Annotated in this window: 14 protein-coding genes; 4 read left to right on the forward strand and 10 right to left on the reverse strand. The window is 64.5% G+C overall.

Annotated elements, in window-relative coordinates; all coding sequences use genetic code 11:
- Positions 1 to 59: 59 nt before the first annotated feature.
- Positions 60 to 1958: a hypothetical protein gene (locus tag HT136_RS09895; RefSeq protein WP_214199610.1), complete on the reverse strand. Its 1899-nt coding sequence runs from the start codon at positions 1956 to 1958 to the stop codon at positions 60 to 62.
- 896 nt (positions 1959 to 2854) lie between these two features.
- Here HT136_RS09895 and HT136_RS09900 point away from each other — a divergent pair.
- Complete coding sequence (locus HT136_RS09900; RefSeq protein ID WP_246543571.1) at positions 2855 to 3712, forward strand: sugar transferase; 858 nt, start codon at positions 2855 to 2857, stop codon at positions 3710 to 3712.
- 985 nt (positions 3713 to 4697) lie between these two features.
- Here the strand turns inward: HT136_RS09900 and HT136_RS09910 are convergent.
- The 5 genes from HT136_RS09910 to HT136_RS09930 all read right to left on the reverse strand — a co-directional run bounded on the left by HT136_RS09910 (position 4698) and on the right by HT136_RS09930 (position 9723).
- A complete protein-coding gene (locus tag HT136_RS09910) occupies positions 4698 to 5909 on the reverse strand; it encodes a hypothetical protein (RefSeq protein ID WP_214199612.1) in 1212 nt (403 codons plus the stop codon).
- A gap of 2 nt (positions 5910 to 5911) precedes the next feature.
- On the reverse strand, positions 5912 to 6655 hold the full coding sequence (locus HT136_RS09915) for an HAD family hydrolase (RefSeq protein WP_214199613.1): 744 nt from the start codon (positions 6653 to 6655) through the stop codon (positions 5912 to 5914).
- The gene (locus HT136_RS09920; protein ID WP_214199614.1) at positions 6633 to 7817 is read right to left on the reverse strand and encodes a glycosyltransferase family 4 protein; all 1185 of its coding nucleotides are present in this window, start codon (positions 7815 to 7817) and stop codon (positions 6633 to 6635) included. Before HT136_RS09920 ends, HT136_RS09915 begins: the two co-directional genes overlap by 23 nt.
- 55 nt (positions 7818 to 7872) lie before the next feature.
- On the reverse strand, positions 7873 to 8718 hold the full coding sequence (locus tag HT136_RS09925) for a glycoside hydrolase family 16 protein (protein WP_214199615.1): 846 nt from the start codon (positions 8716 to 8718) through the stop codon (positions 7873 to 7875).
- 312 nt (positions 8719 to 9030) lie between these two features.
- Positions 9031 to 9723, reverse strand: a complete 693-nt coding sequence (locus HT136_RS09930) for a class I SAM-dependent methyltransferase (RefSeq protein WP_214199616.1) — start codon at positions 9721 to 9723, stop codon at positions 9031 to 9033.
- Positions 9724 to 10012: 289 nt separating this feature from the next.
- On the opposite strand from HT136_RS09930, the gene HT136_RS09935 reads away from it, so the two are divergent.
- Both HT136_RS09935 and HT136_RS09940 read left to right on the forward strand, forming a co-directional pair.
- A complete protein-coding gene (locus HT136_RS09935) occupies positions 10013 to 11143 on the forward strand; it encodes a glycosyltransferase (protein ID WP_246543573.1) in 1131 nt (376 codons plus the stop codon).
- Between the two features lie 10 nt (positions 11144 to 11153).
- Positions 11154 to 12620 carry a hypothetical protein gene (locus HT136_RS09940; protein WP_214199617.1) on the forward strand — a complete coding sequence of 489 codons (1467 nt, stop codon included), beginning with the start codon at positions 11154 to 11156 and terminating at the stop codon, positions 12618 to 12620.
- Positions 12621 to 12716: 96 nt separating this feature from the next.
- Here HT136_RS09940 and HT136_RS09945 read toward each other — a convergent pair whose 3' ends face one another.
- Complete coding sequence (locus HT136_RS09945) at positions 12717 to 13847, reverse strand: glycosyltransferase family 4 protein (RefSeq protein WP_214199618.1); 1131 nt, start codon at positions 13845 to 13847, stop codon at positions 12717 to 12719.
- A gap of 64 nt (positions 13848 to 13911) precedes the next feature.
- Positions 13912 to 14820, reverse strand: coding sequence for a glycosyltransferase family 2 protein (locus tag HT136_RS09950; protein WP_214199619.1), 909 nt, complete (start codon positions 14818 to 14820; stop codon positions 13912 to 13914).
- Positions 14821 to 15016: 196 nt separating this feature from the next.
- On the opposite strand from HT136_RS09950, the gene HT136_RS09955 reads away from it, so the two are divergent.
- Entirely contained in the window at positions 15017 to 15991 is a 975-nt protein-coding gene (locus HT136_RS09955) for a glycosyltransferase family 2 protein (RefSeq protein ID WP_343222166.1), read from the forward strand.
- Here HT136_RS09955 and HT136_RS09960 read toward each other — a convergent pair.
- Positions 15980 to 18658: an oligosaccharide flippase family protein gene (locus tag HT136_RS09960; RefSeq protein WP_214199621.1), complete on the reverse strand. Its 2679-nt coding sequence runs from the start codon at positions 18656 to 18658 to the stop codon at positions 15980 to 15982. The genes HT136_RS09955 and HT136_RS09960 overlap by 12 nt on opposite strands.
- 88 nt (positions 18659 to 18746) lie before the next feature.
- Positions 18747 to 20975 carry a GumC family protein gene (locus tag HT136_RS09965; protein ID WP_214199622.1) on the reverse strand — a complete coding sequence of 743 codons (2229 nt, stop codon included), beginning with the start codon at positions 20973 to 20975 and terminating at the stop codon, positions 18747 to 18749.
- Between the last annotated feature and the right edge of the window lie 37 nt (positions 20976 to 21012).

The following is a 21012-nucleotide window of genomic DNA, read 5'->3' on the forward strand; positions in this document are numbered from 1 at the left end:
ACCGATGTCTCCCCTCATTTTCGGAACCGTCAGGCGATGCCACCTGACTGGAAAAGGCTCTAGCCCACCACGCCCGAGCGCAGGTTTCCCGATCCGAAACGATCGGCATCGACCGCGCTCCCGGTGACCTGCAACTTGCCCGCAGACGTCACGCGCACGAAGGCACCGTAATTGATCGCGCTGACGTTGATTTCGCAATAGTTGGTGTTCGCGTCGATCGCGACGCCCCCCTGCCACGCCCCCGCGACACCATCGACGAGCGGCGCGACGTAGCTGCGCGAGGCCCCTTCGAGCTGGACCGCGAAAGCGCCTCCGGGGCGCACCCGGTGGATCGTGGGCGTCAGACGCAATTGGGCGCTGTTACGCACCTCGACACCGACCCGGAAGTCGCGCAAGGCCACCGCATTGGCCTGGACCCGCTTCGATCCCAGAATTCGCAGGCCACAGTTCTCGAGCGCCGAATTGGCGATGCAGTCCGCGCCGTCGATCGTGACCAGACCCTCGCTATTCTCGACCAGGATCGCCTCGCCCGTGCCGTTGAGCGCTGCGTAGTTACCGCGCAGCTGAAGCCCGGCCCCCGCGTTGAGATTGCGCAGTGTGATCGCGTTGTGGAGCACCGCATCGAGCACGCAATTGTTGACCCGCACATCCTGGTGCGCGCTGAGTTCGGCAAGGGTGCGTCCGCCCCTATCCGCACCATCTACGTAGATGCCGAATTCGAGCTGACTCATTTCGAACGAGTCGATCCAGGTGTCGCCGATATAGCCGAAAAGATAGATACCGACACGGCTCGGATCGCCTGCCGCTCCCCCCGCACACCCGCACTGAAGTACGCTCAGGCTCGCGTTGGCTCCGATAAAACCGAAAGCCGGAGCGTGACCTCCGATACAGAACGCTGTGTAGAAATCGGGTGCTGAGCCACCCTGTCCGGGCTTGGGACGCACCCCGCCACAGCGCTGCACGGTACAGCTGACAGTCGCGGCGATACGGTAATGGATTGCACTGCCGTAATCGAAACAGTCCTCTAACCGGCCTTCGTACCAGCCCCGGATATCCCAGCCGGGTACGGCGTCCTCGCGCCGGCCACTTGCCGCAGGACGCGTTGCCCCGTCCCGGAACGTGTTGATACCACGCACGTTGAGGCGGCGCGCGCACTTGAGGACGTGGGCCCTCTCGCCGGTTCCCAGGCGCACGACCGCCTGATTCGCGCTGGCCGGGCCGGTCAGCACGATCCGGGTCCCCCCCTCGCCCTCGGCGCTTCCACCGCAACCGATGACCTGGCGATGCGAGCGGTCGAGCAGAACCGTGCGGGTGACATGGTAGTCCCGCGGTCCAAGTCGCGCGGTCTGGAAGACGCGATGCGCGGTTTCGATGGCCTCGGCCCCGTCGCCGAACCAGTCCACCCAGCCCTCCGGGGTGCTTCGGGAATCGACCAGGACGTGCGGATCAAGATAGCCGAAGAATATCTGCGCCCCTGGCGAGGCGGTCAGGCCACCTGCGAATTCGAGTGTTCCCGAAAGACGCCGAAGCTGCACGCCCGGCTGGATACTGACGTGCCCCGTAAAGCGGATGTCCCCGGCCAGGTTGTAGACCCCGGCCGGAACGACCAGAGGACTTCCCGTTGCCGCCGCAGCCCGAAATTCGGCCGAAAGGTCGGCGCGACTCGTCCCCGAACGGATGGCCACCCGCTCGGTCAGGCCGATGAAATCCATGATGCTGGGCGTATCGTCGAGGACGTCCGCCACCGAGCGGATCGCGGCTCCAGCACTCTTGCGTATCCAATTGACGAGCCCCGCACCGCGTTCGGGCATGACCCGTGTCAGGGGTTGCAGCGGGTCGGATATCCTATCCGCCGGCGCGACAGCGGCGACGGCCGCGCCCTTGGCCTCGCTCGGAAGGGCCCCGGCGGCAAGCCACCCACCCCCGGCCGTGCGAAGGATATCTCTGCGCTCGATCATCTGTGCCTCCTGCATCCCGCCGGAACCGCGGCAGGCCGCGACGGAAGTCGCGCCAATTCCGGCGCGCCCATTCGACTTATCGTGCCGCGTTCGCAACTTGCAAGGATTGTGAAGTGCCTCCAGCGCTCCCGGTTCCGACAGGGCGATGGAATCGCGCATGCGCGCGATGGTGCGTGGGAAGGAGCCCGGGATGGAGGGAAACCGCCGGGAAAGAAGGTGGCCGACCCAGCCTGTTCGATCGACGCTACCCACGAGATGATTCAGGCAAGTCGATGCAGGGCAACCCTATTCGCGTGCCCGAAGCCAATATCGACACGAAGGAAAACTTGAATTCATAAATCTATTCTTGCAAATAAGAACAAATTGGACAATCTTCGAAACGCATTATACAAAACCAAGGGCTCAATCAGGATATTGATTTTTACAATACAATGCCTCAATTAAGAAGATAGAATGCTCACGATTTCAATAAATATATACAAAATGCGCGAATTGACCATGAACGCCTTCGAGTCACACCGCAGCCAAAGTTCGCCAGGGGCATGATTCTATTTATAATAGAATTGGAATTTGGACCGATCTGACAAAATCGACGAATGAGAAATGTACATAAGGCAATCGGCTGCTCCATGAGCTCCGTGCCGCGCCGTAGAATGGGCGATGCGCCCTACCGCCCGGCTCGGACTCGAATGGGCAATCCGATTGCAGGACCTTCGCCTCTAAATATCGGCGCAATGCACTTCTTCAAGTAAATGCATTTTCCTTCTGTATTTTTTGGCTCATCGGCAAATAGATACCTGGACGAAACGCCTATATCGCATGAATTTGAATAGCACTTGACTGCAATAGGCGATGCAATACCTTATTTTGTTAGCTAATGGAGGTTACGAGCTTCCATGGATAGGCTGGAGGGCAGCATGACCATGAGCGTGAACCGGTGGCCCAAGTCCACCGACAGTGACAGTTCCCTGCGCTCGATCACGGGGGAAGCAGAATTCCAATTCATCGCCGGGGCTTCGCAAGGCGAATGGTCGGCCAGGACCGCGCCGCGCTTCGACGAATCGCCGGATGACTATGTCCTCTCCGGCTGTCGCACGCCCGCCCAGGCCGCTTGCGAGAGCGCCGATGACGCGCAGACCATCCGTCAGTCCTCCCGCAAGCGCGCGTTCGACATCCTCTTTGCGCTCGCGCTCATGGCTGTCTTTCTCCCACTCTTCCTGCTGCTGTGTCTCGCCGTGAAATTGACCAGCCGTGGTCCGGTCATCTTCGCGCACCCGCGTATCGGCAAGGATGGCAGGCTCTTCAATTGCTACAAATTGCGCTCCATGGTGGTCGACGCCGACGCGCAACTCGCGCGCCTGCTCGCCAGCGACGCCGATGCCCGCGCGGAATGGCAAAGGGACCAGAAGCTGCGCGCCGATCCCCGGATCACCCCGATCGGCACGTTCCTGCGCTCATCCAGCCTCGATGAACTTCCCCAATTGTGGAACATTCTGATTGGCGACATGTCCGTCGTCGGGCCACGCCCGATCGTTGAAGCCGAAGCGGTACGCTATGGCCAGTACTTCCGCCACTATTGCACACTGCGCCCCGGACTTACCGGCCTCTGGCAGGTAAGCGGGCGCAGCGACGTGAGCTACGACGAGCGTGTCAAACTCGATGTCCGCTATGTCCGTAGCCGTACATTTTTCGGAGATCTCGCGATCTGCCTGCAAACCGTTCCGATGATGGTGTCCGCAAAGGGCAGTTACTAGGGCGTAAACCCCTAAAGTCAGTTGAAGTTCGGCGGCTATGCAGATTCAGGGCCCTGCATATCCAAGGGCTGGAGGGCACGGCAACGTCATGAACTGACGGATCGGAAGTGGCGATCATCGAGCCCTTTGCTTCCCAACCGCTCCTCCCGCAAAAAGCGCGTCGGCTTCGCACCGTGGCACTACAAACAGCGCAATCTGGTCGAACGCTTCTTCAACCGGACCAAGCCGTTTCAGGGCATCGCGACGCGATACGACACGTGCGCCGAAAACGACCTCGCTGTCATCAAGCTCGTGTGCCCCATATCTCTGGTGCGCCCATCAATCAGCCGGTGCCCTAGAGCCGCAAGGCGTGAGGGAGCACGTACTGGATCGATTTGGCCTTTTGGGCCCTCTGGTGGTGGGGTGGGCTTGCAAATGTCAAAATCGAACCACTCGCCACACGGCATCCGGATCGATCAGGCCAAGAGATAAAGGGCATACCAGATACCGAGGCTTGCCAGGCCTGCGCACGCCCAGACCAGTGGCTTGATGCGCGCCTTGGCAGAAGGACCGGAACCTGCCCGCGCGAGAAGATCGGGCGTCGCCTCGCCGAGCGAACGGGGACGTCGGCCCGTGGCAGGCGAACCTACAACGATCTTGTCATCAGGGTGGGTGTGCCCGTTGTTCGACCCGCTCTCGGAAACCATATATTCCACATTTGCATATTTGACCGGCCGCGTCTCGACACGACAGGAGAAATACTACGACATTGGCGTCCAATAAGCGCAATTGCCGAGTTAGACAACCATCTTGACTTGCTCCAGGGCACGGAGGGCACGACGTATACGCGTGTCTAGTCGCGCGAACGGCTCCTGCCCTTGCCGACGACGGCGCACCAGCAACCGTCGTGCGTACCGATGCCGATGGCGTGCTGATTGGTGTCCCCGCCCGGCGCACAGCGCCGAAAGCACCGGTCGCAACGGTGCTGGAAGCTTATCGCGCCACTTCAGCCACGTGGCTTCGCAAACCTGCGCCGAAGAAAACGGCCCGCGTGAATCGCCTCGAGCAAGACCAGCCCGAGACGCCCCTTGTTGCGGTAGCGCTGCAGCAGCGCACCTTCGCGCCACAGGCTGGCCGAAATGGATGCGCCATCGGGGAATTGGTGTACCGGCTCGGACCGGCCGAAATCGCGCGCACGCGGCGCCAGCGTCAAGATTTCCAGGTCCGTGATTTTCGGCCATATCACGGCCTGGCGCAAGCGCCGCCATGCCCGCTCGGCCGTCTGCTCGAGGTCCGGCAGGCCGGCGGGGGAAAATGTCTCGAGATAGGAGAGCGCCCCGGCGAACAGCCCCGTGCGATCGAGTGCGATTCGCTCCCTCCACCCGGCAATTTCAAGATTGGAACGCGGCTCGAGCTCGTCAGAAAAGGATTTCACGCTTTCCAGGTCCGGTTCGAGCACCGCTTCCACAAGATGCCAGAACCTCAGCACCGAAGTGCGCGCATTCCACGGACAATACCCGTCGCGCTCGACGCTCAGTCCCACGGTGACGTCGAAATGCGGGGTCGCGAAGCGCTTGTAGTTGCTGCGCGCGAACTGCGCAGCGAACCAGCGCGTGTCGGGTACCCCGTCACGCAGCAGGCGCACGGTGCTGCCGTAAAGCCCGGTGTCGCACAGGATGACCTGGCCGCGCCCCGCGCAGCGCCCGGCAAGATGGCGCCGGAACGCGCCATCTTGCCGGGCGACCGCCTCGCGCAGCCGGACACTGCCCGGCGCCGCGCTGCGGTAGAGTTCGAGAAACGCAGCCCCCTCGAACGGACGGTGCCACGCTTCCTCGAGCGCGATCGCCGGATCCTGCGCAAGGACGTGCGCGACCTCGGCCATCGTCTGCCCCTCGAATTCGCGTCCCAATTCCTCGATCAGCGCACGGCCGGGCGCGGCGAGACAAGTGCGCGCCGCCACCAGTCGGGAGATCATGAGGTCGTCGTGCGGCATCGGCGCAGGAAGGCCAGTGGCGGCCAGGAACGCCTCGTAGAGGAGCCGCAGGCGCATGCCGCCGCGCGCGCAGAACAGCAGCGTCGTGTCCTCGGCAGCGGGGAAATAATACTGGAACATCCAAAGGCGATGCGCGAACTCGGCGAAGATCGGACCAAGCACGTCGCGTCCGAAGCGTTCGGTAGCAAGGGCCTGGTTGCGCAGCGAGGGTTCGACGAAGTTCATTTTCATTGCTCCGGCATCGCGCGCATGACGCGCGCGCGTGCGGCGTCGAGCCGACGCGCGAAAATGGTCCGTCGGGGCGGGACGATCCGGTGCGAGCGCAAGCCCGCACGCTGCGCCATCGCTTCGTCCGCAAGGGCATCGTCACCGATATGGAAGAAGGCCTGCGCCGGCTCGCCCTCGGCCTCCAGAACCTTGGGAAAGATCGCGGAACTGCGCTTCGTCGCGCCGAGGTCTGCGCTGGTGTAGACCTTGGCCACCGGGTTGCCCGGAGCGACGCGGTCGAGCAGGCCGCGAATCGTCGCCGCGCTGTGCCAGGTGTCGCTGACCGCGATGATCCGCAAGCCATCCGCGCTGCGCCAGGCGAGCCAGCCGAGCAGAGCCGCGTTGGGCGAAAGCTGGGTCTGTTCCACCGCGATCTCGGCACGGGCGAGGACACGCGCCTCGTCCACCCCCAGCCCCAGCCCCAGCGCCATGCCCTGCATGAGTGCATCAAAGCCGACTTCCCCGTTCGGGTCGGCCATGTCGAGCGCCCGGTAGGCCAGCCGTTGCGCGCGCGCGCGCGCGCGAGCCAGAGCCTCAACCTCGATCACCACGCCGCGCTCCTCTCGCAGCATCTCGGCGGCGCGCTGCGCGATGCGCTTCACGCGGCCCGGCTCGGCGATGGCATTGCGTTGCAACAGCGTGTCGAAAACGTCGCAGGAGATGACCCGCACTCCCTGCAGGTCAACGCTTTTCATGGCGATCACCGATCTCTCCTCCCGACCCTTTAACGGTTCGAGCCTGCGCAAAGGCGGCCGCTTCGGCGCGGTTACCCACCCCCGCCGGCACCGTCGGCCGCCGGGCAGCGGCCCGCAGTGTCTCGGCGTAGACCGCCATCGATTTCTCCGACATGCGCCGCACGGTGATCTCCGCGATATCCTCGCGCGCAGCCTGCGAAAGCGTGTTGCGCAGTTGCTCGTTGCCGAGAAGACGAACGATCTCGTGCCCGATTGCCCCGCCATCACCGGGCGGCACGAGCACCCCGCGCCGACCGTGCGCCAGAGTCTCGGGAATACCATCGACCGCCGTTGCGATGATCGGGTTGCCCATCTCGCGTGCCTCGAACAGGACCAGCGGGCATGGGTCGCGCAGCGAGGCGAGCACGAAGAGGTCCGCGCTCGCGAGCACGTCGCGCGGATCGTCGCGATAGCCCATGAAGTGGATGTGGGCCCCGCTTCCCGAGGCACGGGCGCGTTCCTCGAAGTCGGCGCGCTCGGGCCCACCCCCCACGATGTAGAGATGAGCGCCGGGGAACTGCCGCCGCGCCGCCACGAAACCGTCAATGAGGTGGCCTACTCCCTTGCGCGAATGAAGACCGCAGACGGTCACCACCGCCGGATGCTGGAGCGCCAATGGCGGCCCTACGAAAGCCGGACGCCGCACGCCGCCGACGGTTCCATTGGTAACCGCACGGATCTTCTCCGCGGGAATTCCGCGCGCCTTCATGTCCTCGCCGACCGCTTCGCTGACGACGATCACCCGGTCTCCGACGCGCATCAGGTTGGCCTGCTGGTCGAACGAATTGTGCACCGTCGTGACGAGGCCGTAGCGCAGCCTCGGCCCGACCAACCGAGCCAGACGCGCCGAAATCGCGGCATAGACCATGTGTGCGTTAACGACATCGGGCTTGATGCGGCGCACGGCCCTGAGGAACCGCCAGGTCATCGTCGCCAGCCGGAAAGGCCCCTTCGATTCCCCGAACTGGATCACCTTCACGCCATTGCGCAGCAAGACCTCGTCCCAGTCGCCCCAACCGCTGATGACCGTGACATCGTGCCCTGCGCGCACCTGCTCGCAGGACAAGTCGACGGCGACGGCGACATGGCCATTCCCGAGGCAGGTGTGATTCAGGTAATGGACAATTTTCATCGGACGCCTCGACCTCGCCGGAAATGAGGGAACCGGAGCCGCGCCGGACGCACGATCACGCCTCCTTCAACGTGAAGACCTTGATGTAGTCGACGTACATCACGGACGGGTTCTTCATGCCCTGGATCGGCCACCCACCACCGGCGGCCAGATTGACCATGGGATAGAGCCGCTGCAGGTACTCGGGCCGCGTCGCCTCGTAGGCCACGACCTTGCGATCGAGGTAGAAGGTGACGAAGGCCGCATCGATCGAGACCCCATACGTGTGAAATCCGGTTTCGAGCGAGTGCGCCGGCACGTCGACCCGGTAGGACGAACCCCCAATCGACTTGCCATCCTTCCAGACATGCGTCGTGGCAAGATAGGCCCCGGGAAAACGGCCGTAGTATTCGAGAACGTCGATCTCGGGGTTGGGATGGACGCCATCCGCGTTCGAGCCGAGCCAGAACGCGGGCCAGACCCCCGGTCCATCGGGCAAGCGGGCCCGGACCTCGAAATAGCCACCCGACTGAAGAAACCCTTGCGAACGGCTGTCGCTTGCGCAGAGCAGTCCCGATTCCCACCGGCCGTCGCGCTGGCGCATGGTGATCCGCAGCACGCCGTTCTTCACGGTAAACGGGACTCCATCGCGCGGATCGAGAAAGACCGCATCGCCGAAGTCCCCCGCCCAGGGGGTGTGCGCGATCCAACGCGTGCCAGGCCCCCAGGCCGAGACGTCAAGAGCCTCGAACGGCTCCGCAAACGTGATCCGGTAGCGTGAGATATCCAGCTTCGCCCCGAGTTGGGGCGGCGTCACCGCCCCGGTCGGAAGCGCACCGCCGTCGCCTGCAACGACGAGCAGCAGGGCCAGGGTCCCGCCAAGCCGAACACGTGGCCGCCGCGGGCCGCGTACGCCGCGCATTCGCCTTCTCCGAAAATCCATTCGCCGCGCTGTCTCGGGACGATGATCAGAACAAAATTCCTTGCTCGACAACATCCAGATCCCCAGGCAATCAATAAATTTCAATTAACCTATCAATAATGTATAGGATTCCAAGCCTTCAATTCAAATTAAATTCAAATCATCATTACTGTATTTTAAATGCAACGCCAAAGCATGTGCGAATACATTTCACAATATGCACAAGTCAGGCCACGAAAAATCCAATGTGTCGAACCAAAATACGGCTTCCAACAAACCCCAATTCCTGACCACGTCCTCGAAGCACTCCGGTCACTTCGCCAGCACGAGCAGCGAATAGCCCCCCACGACCCGCACCGCGAGATCGGGCGAGAGCGCGTAGAGCAGCCGCCTGGGCCATTTCATGAAGCGACTGAGGTAAGCCTGGTCGGGCAACTCCAGCCGACTGGCGGTGTAGCGCCAGTCGAGGACGGTATAGCCGCTGTCGCGCAGCGCGCTCAGCGCGAGGTCCTTGAAGAAGTAATGGATATGGCCCAGGTCCTGGCGCTGGCCGATGATCGGCGAAACGCGCAGCACCGACTGGACCGAAAGGTCGAGCGGGATGTGCAGGACCTTGTAGGTTCCAATCGGCTTGAGACTTTTCAGGAACGCCATGTAGTCGTCGACGTGCTCGATGACGTCGATCAGGAGCGTCACGTCGAATTTCGGGTCCGGCTCTTCAAGAATATTTCCGAAATAGAATTTCGTCCTGTCCGTCCCGCGCGTGTTCGCAACCGAGAAGGCGTGCGGTGAAATTTCATACCCAGACAAGTGCGAATTGGGAAACAATCTCTCCAGGTTTAGAAGTATTCCCCCAACACCGCACCCGACTTCGCAAATCGTGTCGTGCACGATCCCGTTGTCGAGCAATATGTTCTTTATGTGATTTGCCTTCCAGGGCGAATCACCTTCATGCCACGCCGGGTTGTTCTCGAAGTATGTTCCGTCCTGGTATATACTGTTCATACCCCAGCCTTTTCGCCAAGTTCCACCGCGCAATCCGACAGAAATACGAAAAAACACCTAATTCAACGAATAGGTATTTTCTCATAACACGCACAAGGCAATACAATGGAGCGCCTTTGTCAATATTTCTATTTTTAAAATAGATGAACAATGGCGGCAATTTGAATTGAAATTGATTTCCATTCCAAGCAATATCTCACGTGGAATTACCAGATATCCGGATGATACGCTTGTTCCGCCCGCAGTACGGCGACCAAGGCATCCCGGTTCGTTGCAACGAGGACTCGGTTTGCGCACGGCGATCATACACTACTGGCTTGTCGGCATGCGCGGCGGCGAACGCGTTCTGGAGCATATCTGCGACATGTTCCCCGACGCCGACATCTATACCCACGTCGTGCGCCCCGAACGCCTTTCGGACAAGTTGCGCACACGGCGCATCCACACGACCTTCATCTCGCGCCTGCCGCTCGCGCGCTCGCAATACCAGAAGTACCTGCCGCTCATGCCCCGCGCGCTCGAAGCGCTGGACCTGAGCGCCTACGACCTTGTCATCAGCAGCGAAGCGGGGCCCGCCAAGGGCGTGATCACCCGGCCCGATGCCACGCACGTGACTTACTGCCATTCCCCGATGCGCTACATCTGGGACCAGTACCACCAGTACCGCGGTGCGACTGGCCTCGGCGGACGCCTGACGATGCCGCTCTTCGCGCCGGGTTTGCGCGCCTGGGACTTCGCCAGCGCCGCGCGCAGCGACCTCATCATGGCCAACAGCGAATACATCCGCGCGCGCATCGCCAAGTTCTGGGGGCGCGAGGCCACCGTCGTCTATCCGCCGGTCGACACCGCGCTGTTCACCCCCGATGCGCAGCCCGACGACGAATATGTCTGGATCGGCCAGCTCGTCCCCTACAAGCGCCCCGAACTCGCGGTCGACGCCTTCTCCCGCAGCGGCCGTAAACTCCACGTGATCGGCGACGGAGCGATGTTCGAAAGCTTGCGCGCGCGCGCCGCGCCCAACGTGCGCTTCACCAAGCGACTCGATTTCAGCGCCCTTCGCGCCGCCTACGCCAAGGCCCGCGCGCTCGTCTTCACCGGCGAGGAAGACTTCGGAATGATCCCGGTCGAGGCCATGGCCTCGGGGCGTCCGGTCATCGCCTATGGACGCGGCGGCGCGCTCGAGACCGTGGTCGACGGAGAGACCGGCCTGTTCTTCCACGAGGACACGGCCGAGGCCCTCGCCGCCGCGGTTGAGCGCTGCGAAACCTGGCTCGAACGCTTTTCGCCGCAGGTCGCGGTTCGCCAGGCGCAGCGTTTCAGCCCCGAAGCCTTTCGGACGCGCTTTCGCGAAACGGTGGAGCGCGCACAAGGCGCCGCCCATCCGCGCGGTTCGAGCTTCGCGCAACTGCGCAGCGCCTGAGGTCCGCGCAATGGTCCTCACCTACATCGGTCTCATCATCGCCGCCCTCGGCCTTTTCCTGATGTTTCGCGGTGGCATGATGGAGATGCTGCTGCTGGTCATGGGCTGCAGCCTGCTTGGCGGCTCGGCGGCCGCGCAAATGCCCGCGCTCGGCGGCTCCTCGATCCCACCCGCGCAGTTCGCGCTGCTCTTCGCGATGGCCCGCATGACCCTGCCCAACAGCCAGCGCTGGGCCCAGGCGCGCGAGGCCGTGCGGGCCAATGGTTTCCTCGGGATTTACGCGCTGTATGGCCTCCTTGCCGCCGCGCTCGCCCCAAGTTTCTTTCGCGGCGAGATCGAGGTCACCGCGATGCGCAATCCCACGCCCACGCACACCTTGTTCGACACCGTCCCGCTCGCCCCCTCGCCGCAGAACATCACCGTGGCGGTCTACATGCTGGGCTCCTTCTGCGCCGGACTGGTAACGCACATCGCGCTGCGCGAAGAAGGCGCGGGGCGGCGCTTCGTCACGATGGGCGTGACGATCGCCTGGATCCACGTCGCGCTCGGCGTTCTCGCGGCCGCCCTGAGGGGCACGCCCTTCGACGAGGTCATCGATTTCATCCGCAACGCCAACTACAACATGACCCACCAGACCTTCGAGGGCTTCGTGCGCATCACCGGGGTCTTCGCGGAACCCGCCGCCTATGTGGGATTCGGATTCGGCTGGTTCGTGTTCCTGCTCGAATGCTGGCTGCGCGACGTGCTCCCCCGCCGAACCGGACCGGCGGCGCTGGCGCTGGGCCTCGTGCTGTTCTTCTCGACATCCTCGACCGCGTACCTCGGCCTTGGTGTCTACGGCGTGATCCTGGCGCTGCGCATCCTGTTCCTTCCCCAGTACCTGGAGGCCCGCAAGGGCATGGCGCTCGCCGGTGCGGGCCTGGCCCTGCTCGTCGCGGTCAGCGCCCTGATCTTCCTGATGCCGTCCTTCCTCGAACTGATGCTCAGCATCTTGCGCCAGGCGACGATCGAGAAGCAGGCCAGCATGTCGGGCATGCAGCGCGCCTTCTGGGCGAAGATCGGCATCGACGCGTTTTTCTCGTCCTACGGCATCGGCATCGGCCCTGGCAGTTTCCGCTCGTCGAGCTTCTTCACCGCGATGCTCGGCTGCACCGGTCTCGTCGGCTCGATAGCCCTGCTCGCGCATCTCCTGCGCAGTTTCCGCCCCTTGCGCATCTCGACGTATTGCGGCCCCCGGCTCGGACGGCGTTTTGGCGAGGACGCGATGATCGGTGCGGCCGGAGGGTGGGCTGCGATCGGCGTGCTCATCCCGGCCTCGGTGGTCTCGCCGACCTGCGACCCCGGCAGCGATTTCGCCATGTTCTGCGCGGTCTCGCTGGCCCTGCGCAGCCTTGCCGCGCGCGCGCCGCAAGACAGGGAAACCGGTTTCACGCCGGGAGGGCCACTGGGTTACCACGCCCGTCCTGTCACGATCTGAACCAAGGCCCCCGAAGCACGCACCTCACCCCGTCGCCAAACGGGCGCGCATAACCCGCGAAGACGCGCCCGACCTTCCAAGCAGGCGCGCGCGGATCTAGGCGAACTGCGCTTCCGGTTGCCGCGAAGGGGCGCCGGCAACGAAGCCCATCGCCGCCATGATCGTGCGCGCCTGGTTCTCCCAACTGAACAGGTTCGAGCGCGCCTGCCCCTTTTGCGACAGGTCCTGCGCCAGGTGCGGATCGCCCATGATCTCGAGGATGCGCGTGACGATGCTGCCCGCATCGTAAGGGTCGCAATAGAGCGCGGCATCGCCGCAACGCTCGTTGAGCACGGGCAGGTCCGAGGTCACCACCGGACACCCAAAGCGCATGGCCTCGCTCGGCGGCAGGCCCGAAGCCTCGTAGAACGAGGGGTACATCAGGCAGCTGGCTTCGCGGTAGAGCCGGGCGAGTTCGTCGTTGTCGACATAACCGGTGAAATGGACGTGGCGCCGCTCGTGATCGGACAAGTCCGCGAGCAAGGCATCGCACTGCGCGTTGGGCTTGCCCACGAGCCGGGTCTCGATACCGCGAGCGGCCAGGGTCCGGGCGGACGCGAAGACGCCTTCCACGTTCTTGCGGTTCGAAAAGCCACCAACATGGAGCACGTAAGGCCGGCCTTCGCCACCCGGTTCCGGGCGCGGCGAGGGCGGCTCGTCATTCATCCAGCTCCCGTTGGGCGCCACCACGATGTGCGCCGGCCGCCCCCCGTTTCCCGCCCGGATCGCATGCGCTTCGGTGTGCGAGACGGTGATCAGCGGATGGGCCCGGCGCACCAGAAAATAGCCGATGATCCCGTGCAGCAGGCGATAGGCCAGACTGTAGTCGCGCGTAAACTGCCGAAACGACTGGTCGTGCAGCATCACGCCCACGCGGCCCCGCCCCACGAGACCGCGCAAGGGAGCGATATTGCCCAGGCACAACAAGGGTGTGCGCCCCGCCCGGCGCGGCAGCGTGACCTGCTCCCAGAAATGCCCCTGGCCGCCGCGCACGTGCTCGGTCGCAATATGCCGGACCCCGAGCGAGCGGAAATCGGCCCCCTCGGGCGCCACCAGCATCGCCCGCAATCCCGCATACTCGCCCTTGTCGATGAGCCGATCGAGCGCCTGGACGAATTCGCGCGACACCCGCTGCACCCCGGTTGCGGGTTGGCAGAGGAAGCGGCCGTTGATGAGGAGATCGCTCATGAAGGCTCCGTACCTGCGCGAAGCGATGGCGCGAACGCGGGGCGCGTCGAGGAAACGGGTGAGTTCACAGTTCCAGGATGCGCATCGGATCGACGCGCCCGCGCACGATGTCCCAGAGCGCCACCCAGTTACCGATCACTCGCCCGCGCCGGTCGACCCAAGGCTCCGGCTTCGCCGAGCGCACGTGGTTGGCGATCATGTTGCGCGTGGCCATGCCTAGCGCCTTGCGGCGCTTCATGCTGCCCTTGCGCAGCAGATAGAGCGGATTGACGATCTGCGAATAGCCCAGCCGCTTGCCGCAACTGCGCCCCCCCTTGATCCCCTGGTGGACCCCCGCGAAACCGTCGGTCCGCCCCATGCGCCGCCCACGCGCGACCCGTACCGCGAAGTCGACATCCTCCTGCCAGGCGTAGAGCGGCAGGTTCTCGTCGAACTTCTCCCCTTCGATCACCTCGGCCCGGTAGGCCATATTGCACCCGTAAAGCCCGTCCCAAGGCTCGAGCGAGGGCGGATTGCTCCGCAAGCCACGGCTTTCGTAGGCCTCGATCAGTGCGCAGGCGCGCTCGAACTCGATACCGCTCGAATTGATGCCGTCGCCCAGCATCGTACCGGTGAGGCCCACGACGTCGGGCAACTGGGCGAAGCTGCGCACGATGTCCTCGAGGCACGTGCTGGTGGGCACGTAGTCGTCATCGAAGAAGGCCACGAATTCCGGATCGCCCGTGATCGCGGCAAGCGCGCAGTTGCGCTGCTTGGTAAGTCCGACGGGGCATTCGATGATCCTGAGGCCGGGCAGATCCTCGCCGAAGTCGCGCTCGGGAGGCAGGTCGGCACGCGAGGTGACCGCCCAGATCATCTCGTTCGGCTTCAAGGTCTGCTGCGCGATGTGGTCCACCCAGCGCCCCAGTTCGCGGGGGCGATGCACGCTTGCGATCACGACAACGATCCCGTCGGCCATAGTCATCCCTTTCATCCACACGCCTTGAAAAGAGATACTTAATTCAAATCAAATTTCAATTACCATTAATACTACCCCTTCGAAACAACTTTGCTAGACTAATAAACTTCTCATGGCATGATTGAATTCACAGTACGCGATCAATTCATGCGATATTCGACTCAAGCATTATTCCGGAGCTTCCATGAGCGCAACATTCCGCTTGAGCATAGTGATTGCCAACTACAATTATGGTCGTTTCCTGGCGCGTGCGATCACGAGCGCGCTGGACGTCGACTGGCCCGACCTCGAGGTGGTCATCGTCGACGATGGTTCGACGGACCACTCGCGCGACATCATCGATTCGTTCGCAGGACGCGTGACGGCGCATTTCCAGGAAAACAGGGGACAGGTCGAGGCCAACAACGCGGGCTTCGCGCGCTCGACGGGAAGCCTCGTGATATTCCTCGACGCCGACGACGTGCTCCAGCCCGAAATCGCCCGCGAGATCGCCAAGGTCTGGCGCAAGGGGGTCAGCAAGGTCCAGGTGCTGATGGAAAAAGTCGACGAGAACGAGCGTCCGCTCAACGCCATCCTGCCCCACATCCGTTCGGTGCCGAGCGCCGAAGCCATTCGCAAGTGGGCGCACCGCACCGGCGAATACCCCTCACCGCCCGGATCGGGCAATGCCTATGCGCGCAGCTTCCTGGACCGGATCTTCCCGCTCGATACTTCGCGCGACAGCTCGACCGACACCACCTGCATCGCCATGGCCCCGTTCCTGGGTGACGTGGTGACCATTGCCAAGCCGTTGGTACTTTACCGGATTCACGGCGCGAACGACAGCAACATGCTTGCCAAGGTGGACACCTTCGGGCGCGAGGTGGAGCGGGCTCGCAAGCGCCTGAAAGCCTCGCAGGATGCCTGCGAGATGGAAGGCTTCCCCCCGCCGGACGCAGGATCGCTGCGACGGGGCAACCATCTGCTGCAATTGCGCGCGGCCTCGCTGCGACTTCAGCCTGCAACGCATCCGCTCGCCGACGATTCGCGCCTCACCGTCCTCAACGATGCGGTCCGGCTGCCATTCCAGGACAGCTTCGAGCCCCTCGTGCGGCGGATCGCCATTGCCGGCTACTCGGCACTCGTCGCGCTCCTGCCGATGGCCGCGGTACGGCCCATGGTGCGCATGCGCTTCTCATCGCGCTGAACGTGAACGCACGCGGGCCCGCGCCAGCCGCTCGAGCGCGGGGAGTACCAGGCGGTCGTAGAGCATGTGCTCGATCCCGCCTGGCCGGCCCGCATGGTGCCAGGCAAGTGCCAATACCATGACGTAAGCCCCCATCCCCAACCCCGCGACGATGACGAGATGGGCCGCCAGCGCAAGCCCGGTCATCCCGTCCAGCAAAGGGCGCAGCGCCGCCAGGACGAGCACCAGCGCGCCACTGGCCAGGATCGTGCGCCACAGGCCCGCCACCTGGCCGAGCAACGAGACCCCGATCATCCGGCTGGTCAGTACCATGACGATGAGCGCCGTCGTGACCGAGGCGATCGCGCGCGCGCCCACAGCCCCTTCCACGCCGAAGCCGATCGCGCCGACCACCATCAGCGGCAACTTGAAGAGCAATTCGGCCGCGCGCTCGCCAAGCAAGCCCTGCGGCCTGTCGGTGGCCATCGCCAGCGACGCGTAGGGCGCGGTAAAGAGCGGCGGGATCAGCGTCAGCGACAGCCATTGCAGGATCGGGATGGCGGCCAGCCATTTGTCCCCCAGCGCCAATTCGACCGCGGGTCCGGCCAGGACGCTAAGCCCCAGCAAGACTGGCGCGCCGAGCGCCAGGACCGCGTTCGAGGCCATCAGATAGGCCGAGGCCAGCCGCGCGCGCTGCCCCGAGATTTGCGAGAAGACCGAGAGCAAGGGCCGCAGGATCGGGCGAATCAGCGCCAGTTCGGGTACATAGGACAAGTCGTTCGCCACCGAATAGGTGCCCAGTTGCGCGGGCGCCACGAAGCGGCCCAGGATCAGCCGGTCGCATTGCCAGTTGATCGCCGCGATGAGCTGCGCGGCCGTGGTCCACCCCAGAAAGCCTCGAAAGCTCGACCATTGCGCGAGCGAGAAGCGCGGGCGGTAGGGGGCCAGCAGATAAGTCGCCACGATCCAGATCGAAGGCGTGGCCAGGATCCCGATCATCAAGGCCCGGTAGTCGCGAAAGGCCCAGGCGCCCAGCACCGAAAGCACCAGCGAACCGGTCTTGCAGATCATCTCGGCGGCGATCTCGCGCCGGTAATTGAGATTGCGCGCGTAGACCACGAGGCGCGGACTGCCCATGCCGCGCAGGCCCGGCGCAAGGCCGAGCGCGAGAATCATCCAGGCCAGGTTCTCGCTCTTGTAGAAATGCGCGAAAGGCAGCGCCAGCGCCCACACCACCAGCGTCAGGGCCAGCCCGCGCAGCAACCCCAGGGTAAAGGCGGTGTCGAGATGGCGCCGCTCGATCTCGTTGCGCGCGATCAGGACCTGATAGATCGGCAGCTCGAACACCGCCTCGATGATGGTCACCAGCGTCATGGCGATCGCCACCACGCCGAAATCGGCGGGCGTGAGCAATTGCGCGAGCGCGAGCAGGGTGAGGAACTCGACCGCTTTGGTGAACAGCCGTCCGCCCATCAGCCAGACCGCGCTGCCCGCCGTGCGTCCGCCCAGGGCCCCGTTCGCGGGGGCCTCGGGTGGCGGTGGCACGGCGCTGCACGCAACGTCCCCCGAGACCGGCGCTTCGCTCGGCGCGTCGTCCGCCTCCGAGTGCGCCGGCGCGCCGCCTTGCGCCATCGAGCCCAGCATGGCGGCGTGCTGCGCGACGACGTTGTCGAGGCGGAAGAAGGCGGCCGCCGCGCGGCGTACCGCCTCGTCCTCAAGCGCCCTTTCATTCTGCACGAAAGCGGCCATCGCCTCGGCCAGGGCCTCGGCATCCTCAACCGGGACGATCCAGCCCTTCTGCGGCGTGTCGATGAGATCGCTCGGCCCGAATTCGCAATCGGTGGCGATCACGCAAAGCCCCGCCGAGAGCCCCTCGACGATGGCGACGCCAAAGCCCTCCCACCGCGAGCCGCTGACGAAGCAATCCGCTTCGGCGAGGTGCTGCGCGGGATAGGCAACGCTTCCGGCCAGGTGCACCTTGCCGGCAAGCCCGAGCGTCTCGATCTGCTGCGCAAGAGCGGCGTATTCGTCGCCATCACCGACGATGGTCAGCCGCGCATCGATGCCGCGCGCAACCAGCCGGGCGAAAGCGGCCACCAGCACGTCGTGGCCCTTCTGCCAGGCCAGGCGCCCGATCGTCACGAAATGGACCGGCCCCTCGCGCGGGACAGCCCGTTCGACTTCGGCGAACTGGCGCACCGGATTGGGCAGGTAGTCGGTCAGTCCCGGCCGCCCGGTCCGTCCATCGACGTAGCGCGCCAGCGAAGGCGAGACCGCGATGACCTTGTCCATGCGCGGCACGATCCGGTTGAACAGCGAGAAGGCCAGCCGGGCGCGCCGCGAGCCGCCTCCCTCGATCCGCGGATTGCCGTGGAAATGCATGATGAAGCGCGCCTTCCCCCCCATCAGGCGGTGGCACAGCCAGACCAGCGCAGTCGGCTCGAACTGGGCGATCACGACGAGGTCGAAATTGCGCCGCCCCAGCCGGCGCGCCACGCGCAGCGGAAAGCCGCGCAACTGGTCCACTTCCTCCCAGATCACGCTGTAGGGCAGGTCCTCGGGCAATTCGGGATAGCGCCGGCAATAGAGCACGGTGACATCGAACTGATCCGCGTAATGGCTCGACAATCCCAAGGCGAGGTCGTGAACGACCCGCTCCATTCCCGCGAAATGATTCGACGGGGGCACGACATAAAGTACCTTCATCCGCACGCGTCACCATCCGAAGCTGCTGCCCTGACCGATGCCGCTTCCACCGCACCTCGTCCAGGCAAGATCAAGCGTAATACTTGCGATAGTATTCGTAGTAGAAGCCGGGATCGCCGTAGCCGAACTTGGCCTGCTTGCGGATGTCAACCTGGCTGAGCACGGCCCCGGCAAGCCGGACGCGCCCCTCGGGCAGCAGCCGCAGCGCGGCACGCACCGCGTGGTCGGCGGTGGCACGCCACTTGGCCACCACGACCACGCCATCGACCTGCGAGGCCAGCGTGCGGGTATAGGTGATCGGCAGGATCGGCGGTGCGTCAAGCAGGACGAGGTTGAAGCGCTCGCCCAGCCGCGCCAGCAGCGCCGCGATTTCGCCCCCGTTCATGAGGTCCTCAAGGCCGCTGGCATCGCCCACGATCGGCAGGACATAGGCGCCGCTGTACTCATCGCGGACAAGCGCGTCCTCGAGGCTGGCCTCGCCGCGCAGGACTTCGAGCAGCCCCACGCCCGGACGCACCGAGTCGAGCAACCGGCTCGCCCCGCGTTGGCGAACGTCGACATCGACCACGACCGCACTCTCGCCGCCAAGTGCCGCGACCCGCGCAAGACAGGCGCAGATCGTCGTCTTGCCCTCGCGCGGCAGCGCCGAGGTGATCATGATGACGTTGCGCGTACTTCCCAAGGCGTGGTTGATTGCGGCTCGCAAGCCCCGGAAGGCCTCGACATAGCCCGACATCGGCGCGGCATAGACCGCCTCGATCGGGTTGCGCTGGCCGGGCAGGATGCTGGCGACCTGCGGCACGCTTTCAAGGCAACGGATACCAAGCTTGTGTTCCACGTCGGCCGAGGTTGAGAGGCCCGTGTAGAGCATCTCGCGGATGAGCCCGACCACCACGCCCACGCCCAGGCCCACCACCAGCGCCAGCGCGAGGTTCAGCACGGGGCGCGGCGCGAAGGGGGACCGCGGCAGCTCGGCATAGGAAATCACCCGCGCATCGGGGCGTTCGGTGCCCTGGCTGGCGACGGTCTGCTTGTATTCGGCCAGGTAGCTGTCGTAGAGCTGCTGCGAGGCCTCGGCCCGGCGCGAGAGGTCATCGAGCGCGACCATCGCGCGGTTGTTCGAGGCCAGCTGGCCCTTGGCCGAGCCCAGCGAGCCCTGCAGCGAGCCGAGACGGCCCGAGGAGACCTCGACCTTGGCCTCCAGGTTGGAGATGATGCGCTTGATTTCCGAGGCGATCTGCGCGTCGATCGTGTCGAGTTCGGAGCGCGCGCTCTGCAGCGAGGGATAGCCCGGCCCGAACTGCGATTCGAGCGAGGCGACGCGTCCGGCGACTTCCGCGCGCTTGGAGCGCAGCGAACTGACCACCGGCGAATCGAGCGCCTCGCCCACGTCGTCGCCGGCCGAACCGTTGCGCAATTGCGCGCGCGCGGTCGAGAGCTGGGCGCGGTCCGCCGCCGCCTCCGCCCGGGCCGAGGCCACTTCCTGGTTGTAGCTGGAGATCTCCTGCTCGGAGAGCGAGGCCCCGGTCGTGCTGAGGAGATTGTTGGCGATCCGGTACTGCTGCACCCGCGCGGTGTCCGCCATCGCCTGCTGGCGCAGTTCCTCCAGCCGGCCCGAGAGGAATTTCGCGGCCTGCGCGCCGCTTGCCCGCTTCTGGACGAGATAGAACTGCGAGTACTGGCGGGCGTATTCGTTGGCGATCGCCTGCGCGTCCCTGGCATCGGGCGCGGTCACCGAGATGTTGAAGGCATGCGTCGTGCCGATGCGCTCGACGCTCAATTCGTCCTGCAAGCGGTTGGCGATCGCGCGCAGCACCTCTTCGCGTGTGCGCACGGGGGCCGGTCCATCGCCCCCCAGCCCCACGAGCGCCATCAGCCGCTGGCGCAGACCTGCGCCCGAAGTGCCCGCAAAATTGGGATTCGTGTCGAGTCCAAGCGTGCGCGCCACGCTGAGCGCGAGTTCGTTCGAACGGATGACTTCGACCTCGGTGTCGACCTGGTCCGAATCGGGCGGCGCGCTCGGATTGGCCTCGCGCCGGGGCGAGCCGCGATCCTCGGCGGTGTTGAGCACCACGCGCGAACTCGCCTTGTACTGGGGATGCTGCAAGGCGGTGAACGCGATCGCCAGGAGCACGAACAGCCCGGCGATGGCAAGGATCACGGACAGCTGGCGCCGCAGCGCGAAATAGATCGAACGCAAGTCGATGCGATCTTCGGGTGGCGAAGCAAGGGCCGGGAAGGCCTGGGCCCATTGGGCCTCGAGCGCGCTGCCGCGATGGACGACAAGAGAATTGTTCATGCTAGCCTCGCAATCAATTACGTCCTCGCCCCCCGGG

It is taken from the genome of Novosphingobium profundi (assembly GCF_018491765.1).
GTDB lineage: Bacteria > Pseudomonadota > Alphaproteobacteria > Sphingomonadales > Sphingomonadaceae > Novosphingobium > Novosphingobium profundi.

Excerpts from the sequence above, each read along its gene's own strand:
- HT136_RS09910 (WP_214199612.1), bottom strand. The coding sequence starts at position 5,909 with ATGAACTTCGTCGAACCCTCGCTGCGCAACCAGGCCCTTGCTACCGAA.
- HT136_RS09940 (WP_214199617.1), top strand. The coding sequence starts at position 11,154 with ATGGTCCTCACCTACATCGGTCTCATCATCGCCGCCCTCGGCCTTTTC.
- HT136_RS09900 (WP_246543571.1), top strand. The coding sequence starts at position 2,855 with ATGGATAGGCTGGAGGGCAGCATGACCATGAGCGTGAACCGGTGGCCC.
- HT136_RS09930 (WP_214199616.1), bottom strand. The coding sequence starts at position 9,723 with ATGAACAGTATATACCAGGACGGAACATACTTCGAGAACAACCCGGCG.
- HT136_RS09925 (WP_214199615.1), bottom strand. The coding sequence starts at position 8,718 with ATGCGCGGCGTACGCGGCCCGCGGCGGCCACGTGTTCGGCTTGGCGGG.
- HT136_RS09945 (WP_214199618.1), bottom strand. The coding sequence starts at position 13,847 with ATGAGCGATCTCCTCATCAACGGCCGCTTCCTCTGCCAACCCGCAACC.
- HT136_RS09965 (WP_214199622.1), bottom strand. The coding sequence starts at position 20,975 with ATGAACAATTCTCTTGTCGTCCATCGCGGCAGCGCGCTCGAGGCCCAA.
- HT136_RS09920 (WP_214199614.1), bottom strand. The coding sequence starts at position 7,817 with ATGAAAATTGTCCATTACCTGAATCACACCTGCCTCGGGAATGGCCAT.
- HT136_RS09950 (WP_214199619.1), bottom strand. The coding sequence starts at position 14,820 with ATGAAAGGGATGACTATGGCCGACGGGATCGTTGTCGTGATCGCAAGC.
- HT136_RS09895 (WP_214199610.1), bottom strand. The coding sequence starts at position 1,958 with ATGATCGAGCGCAGAGATATCCTTCGCACGGCCGGGGGTGGGTGGCTT.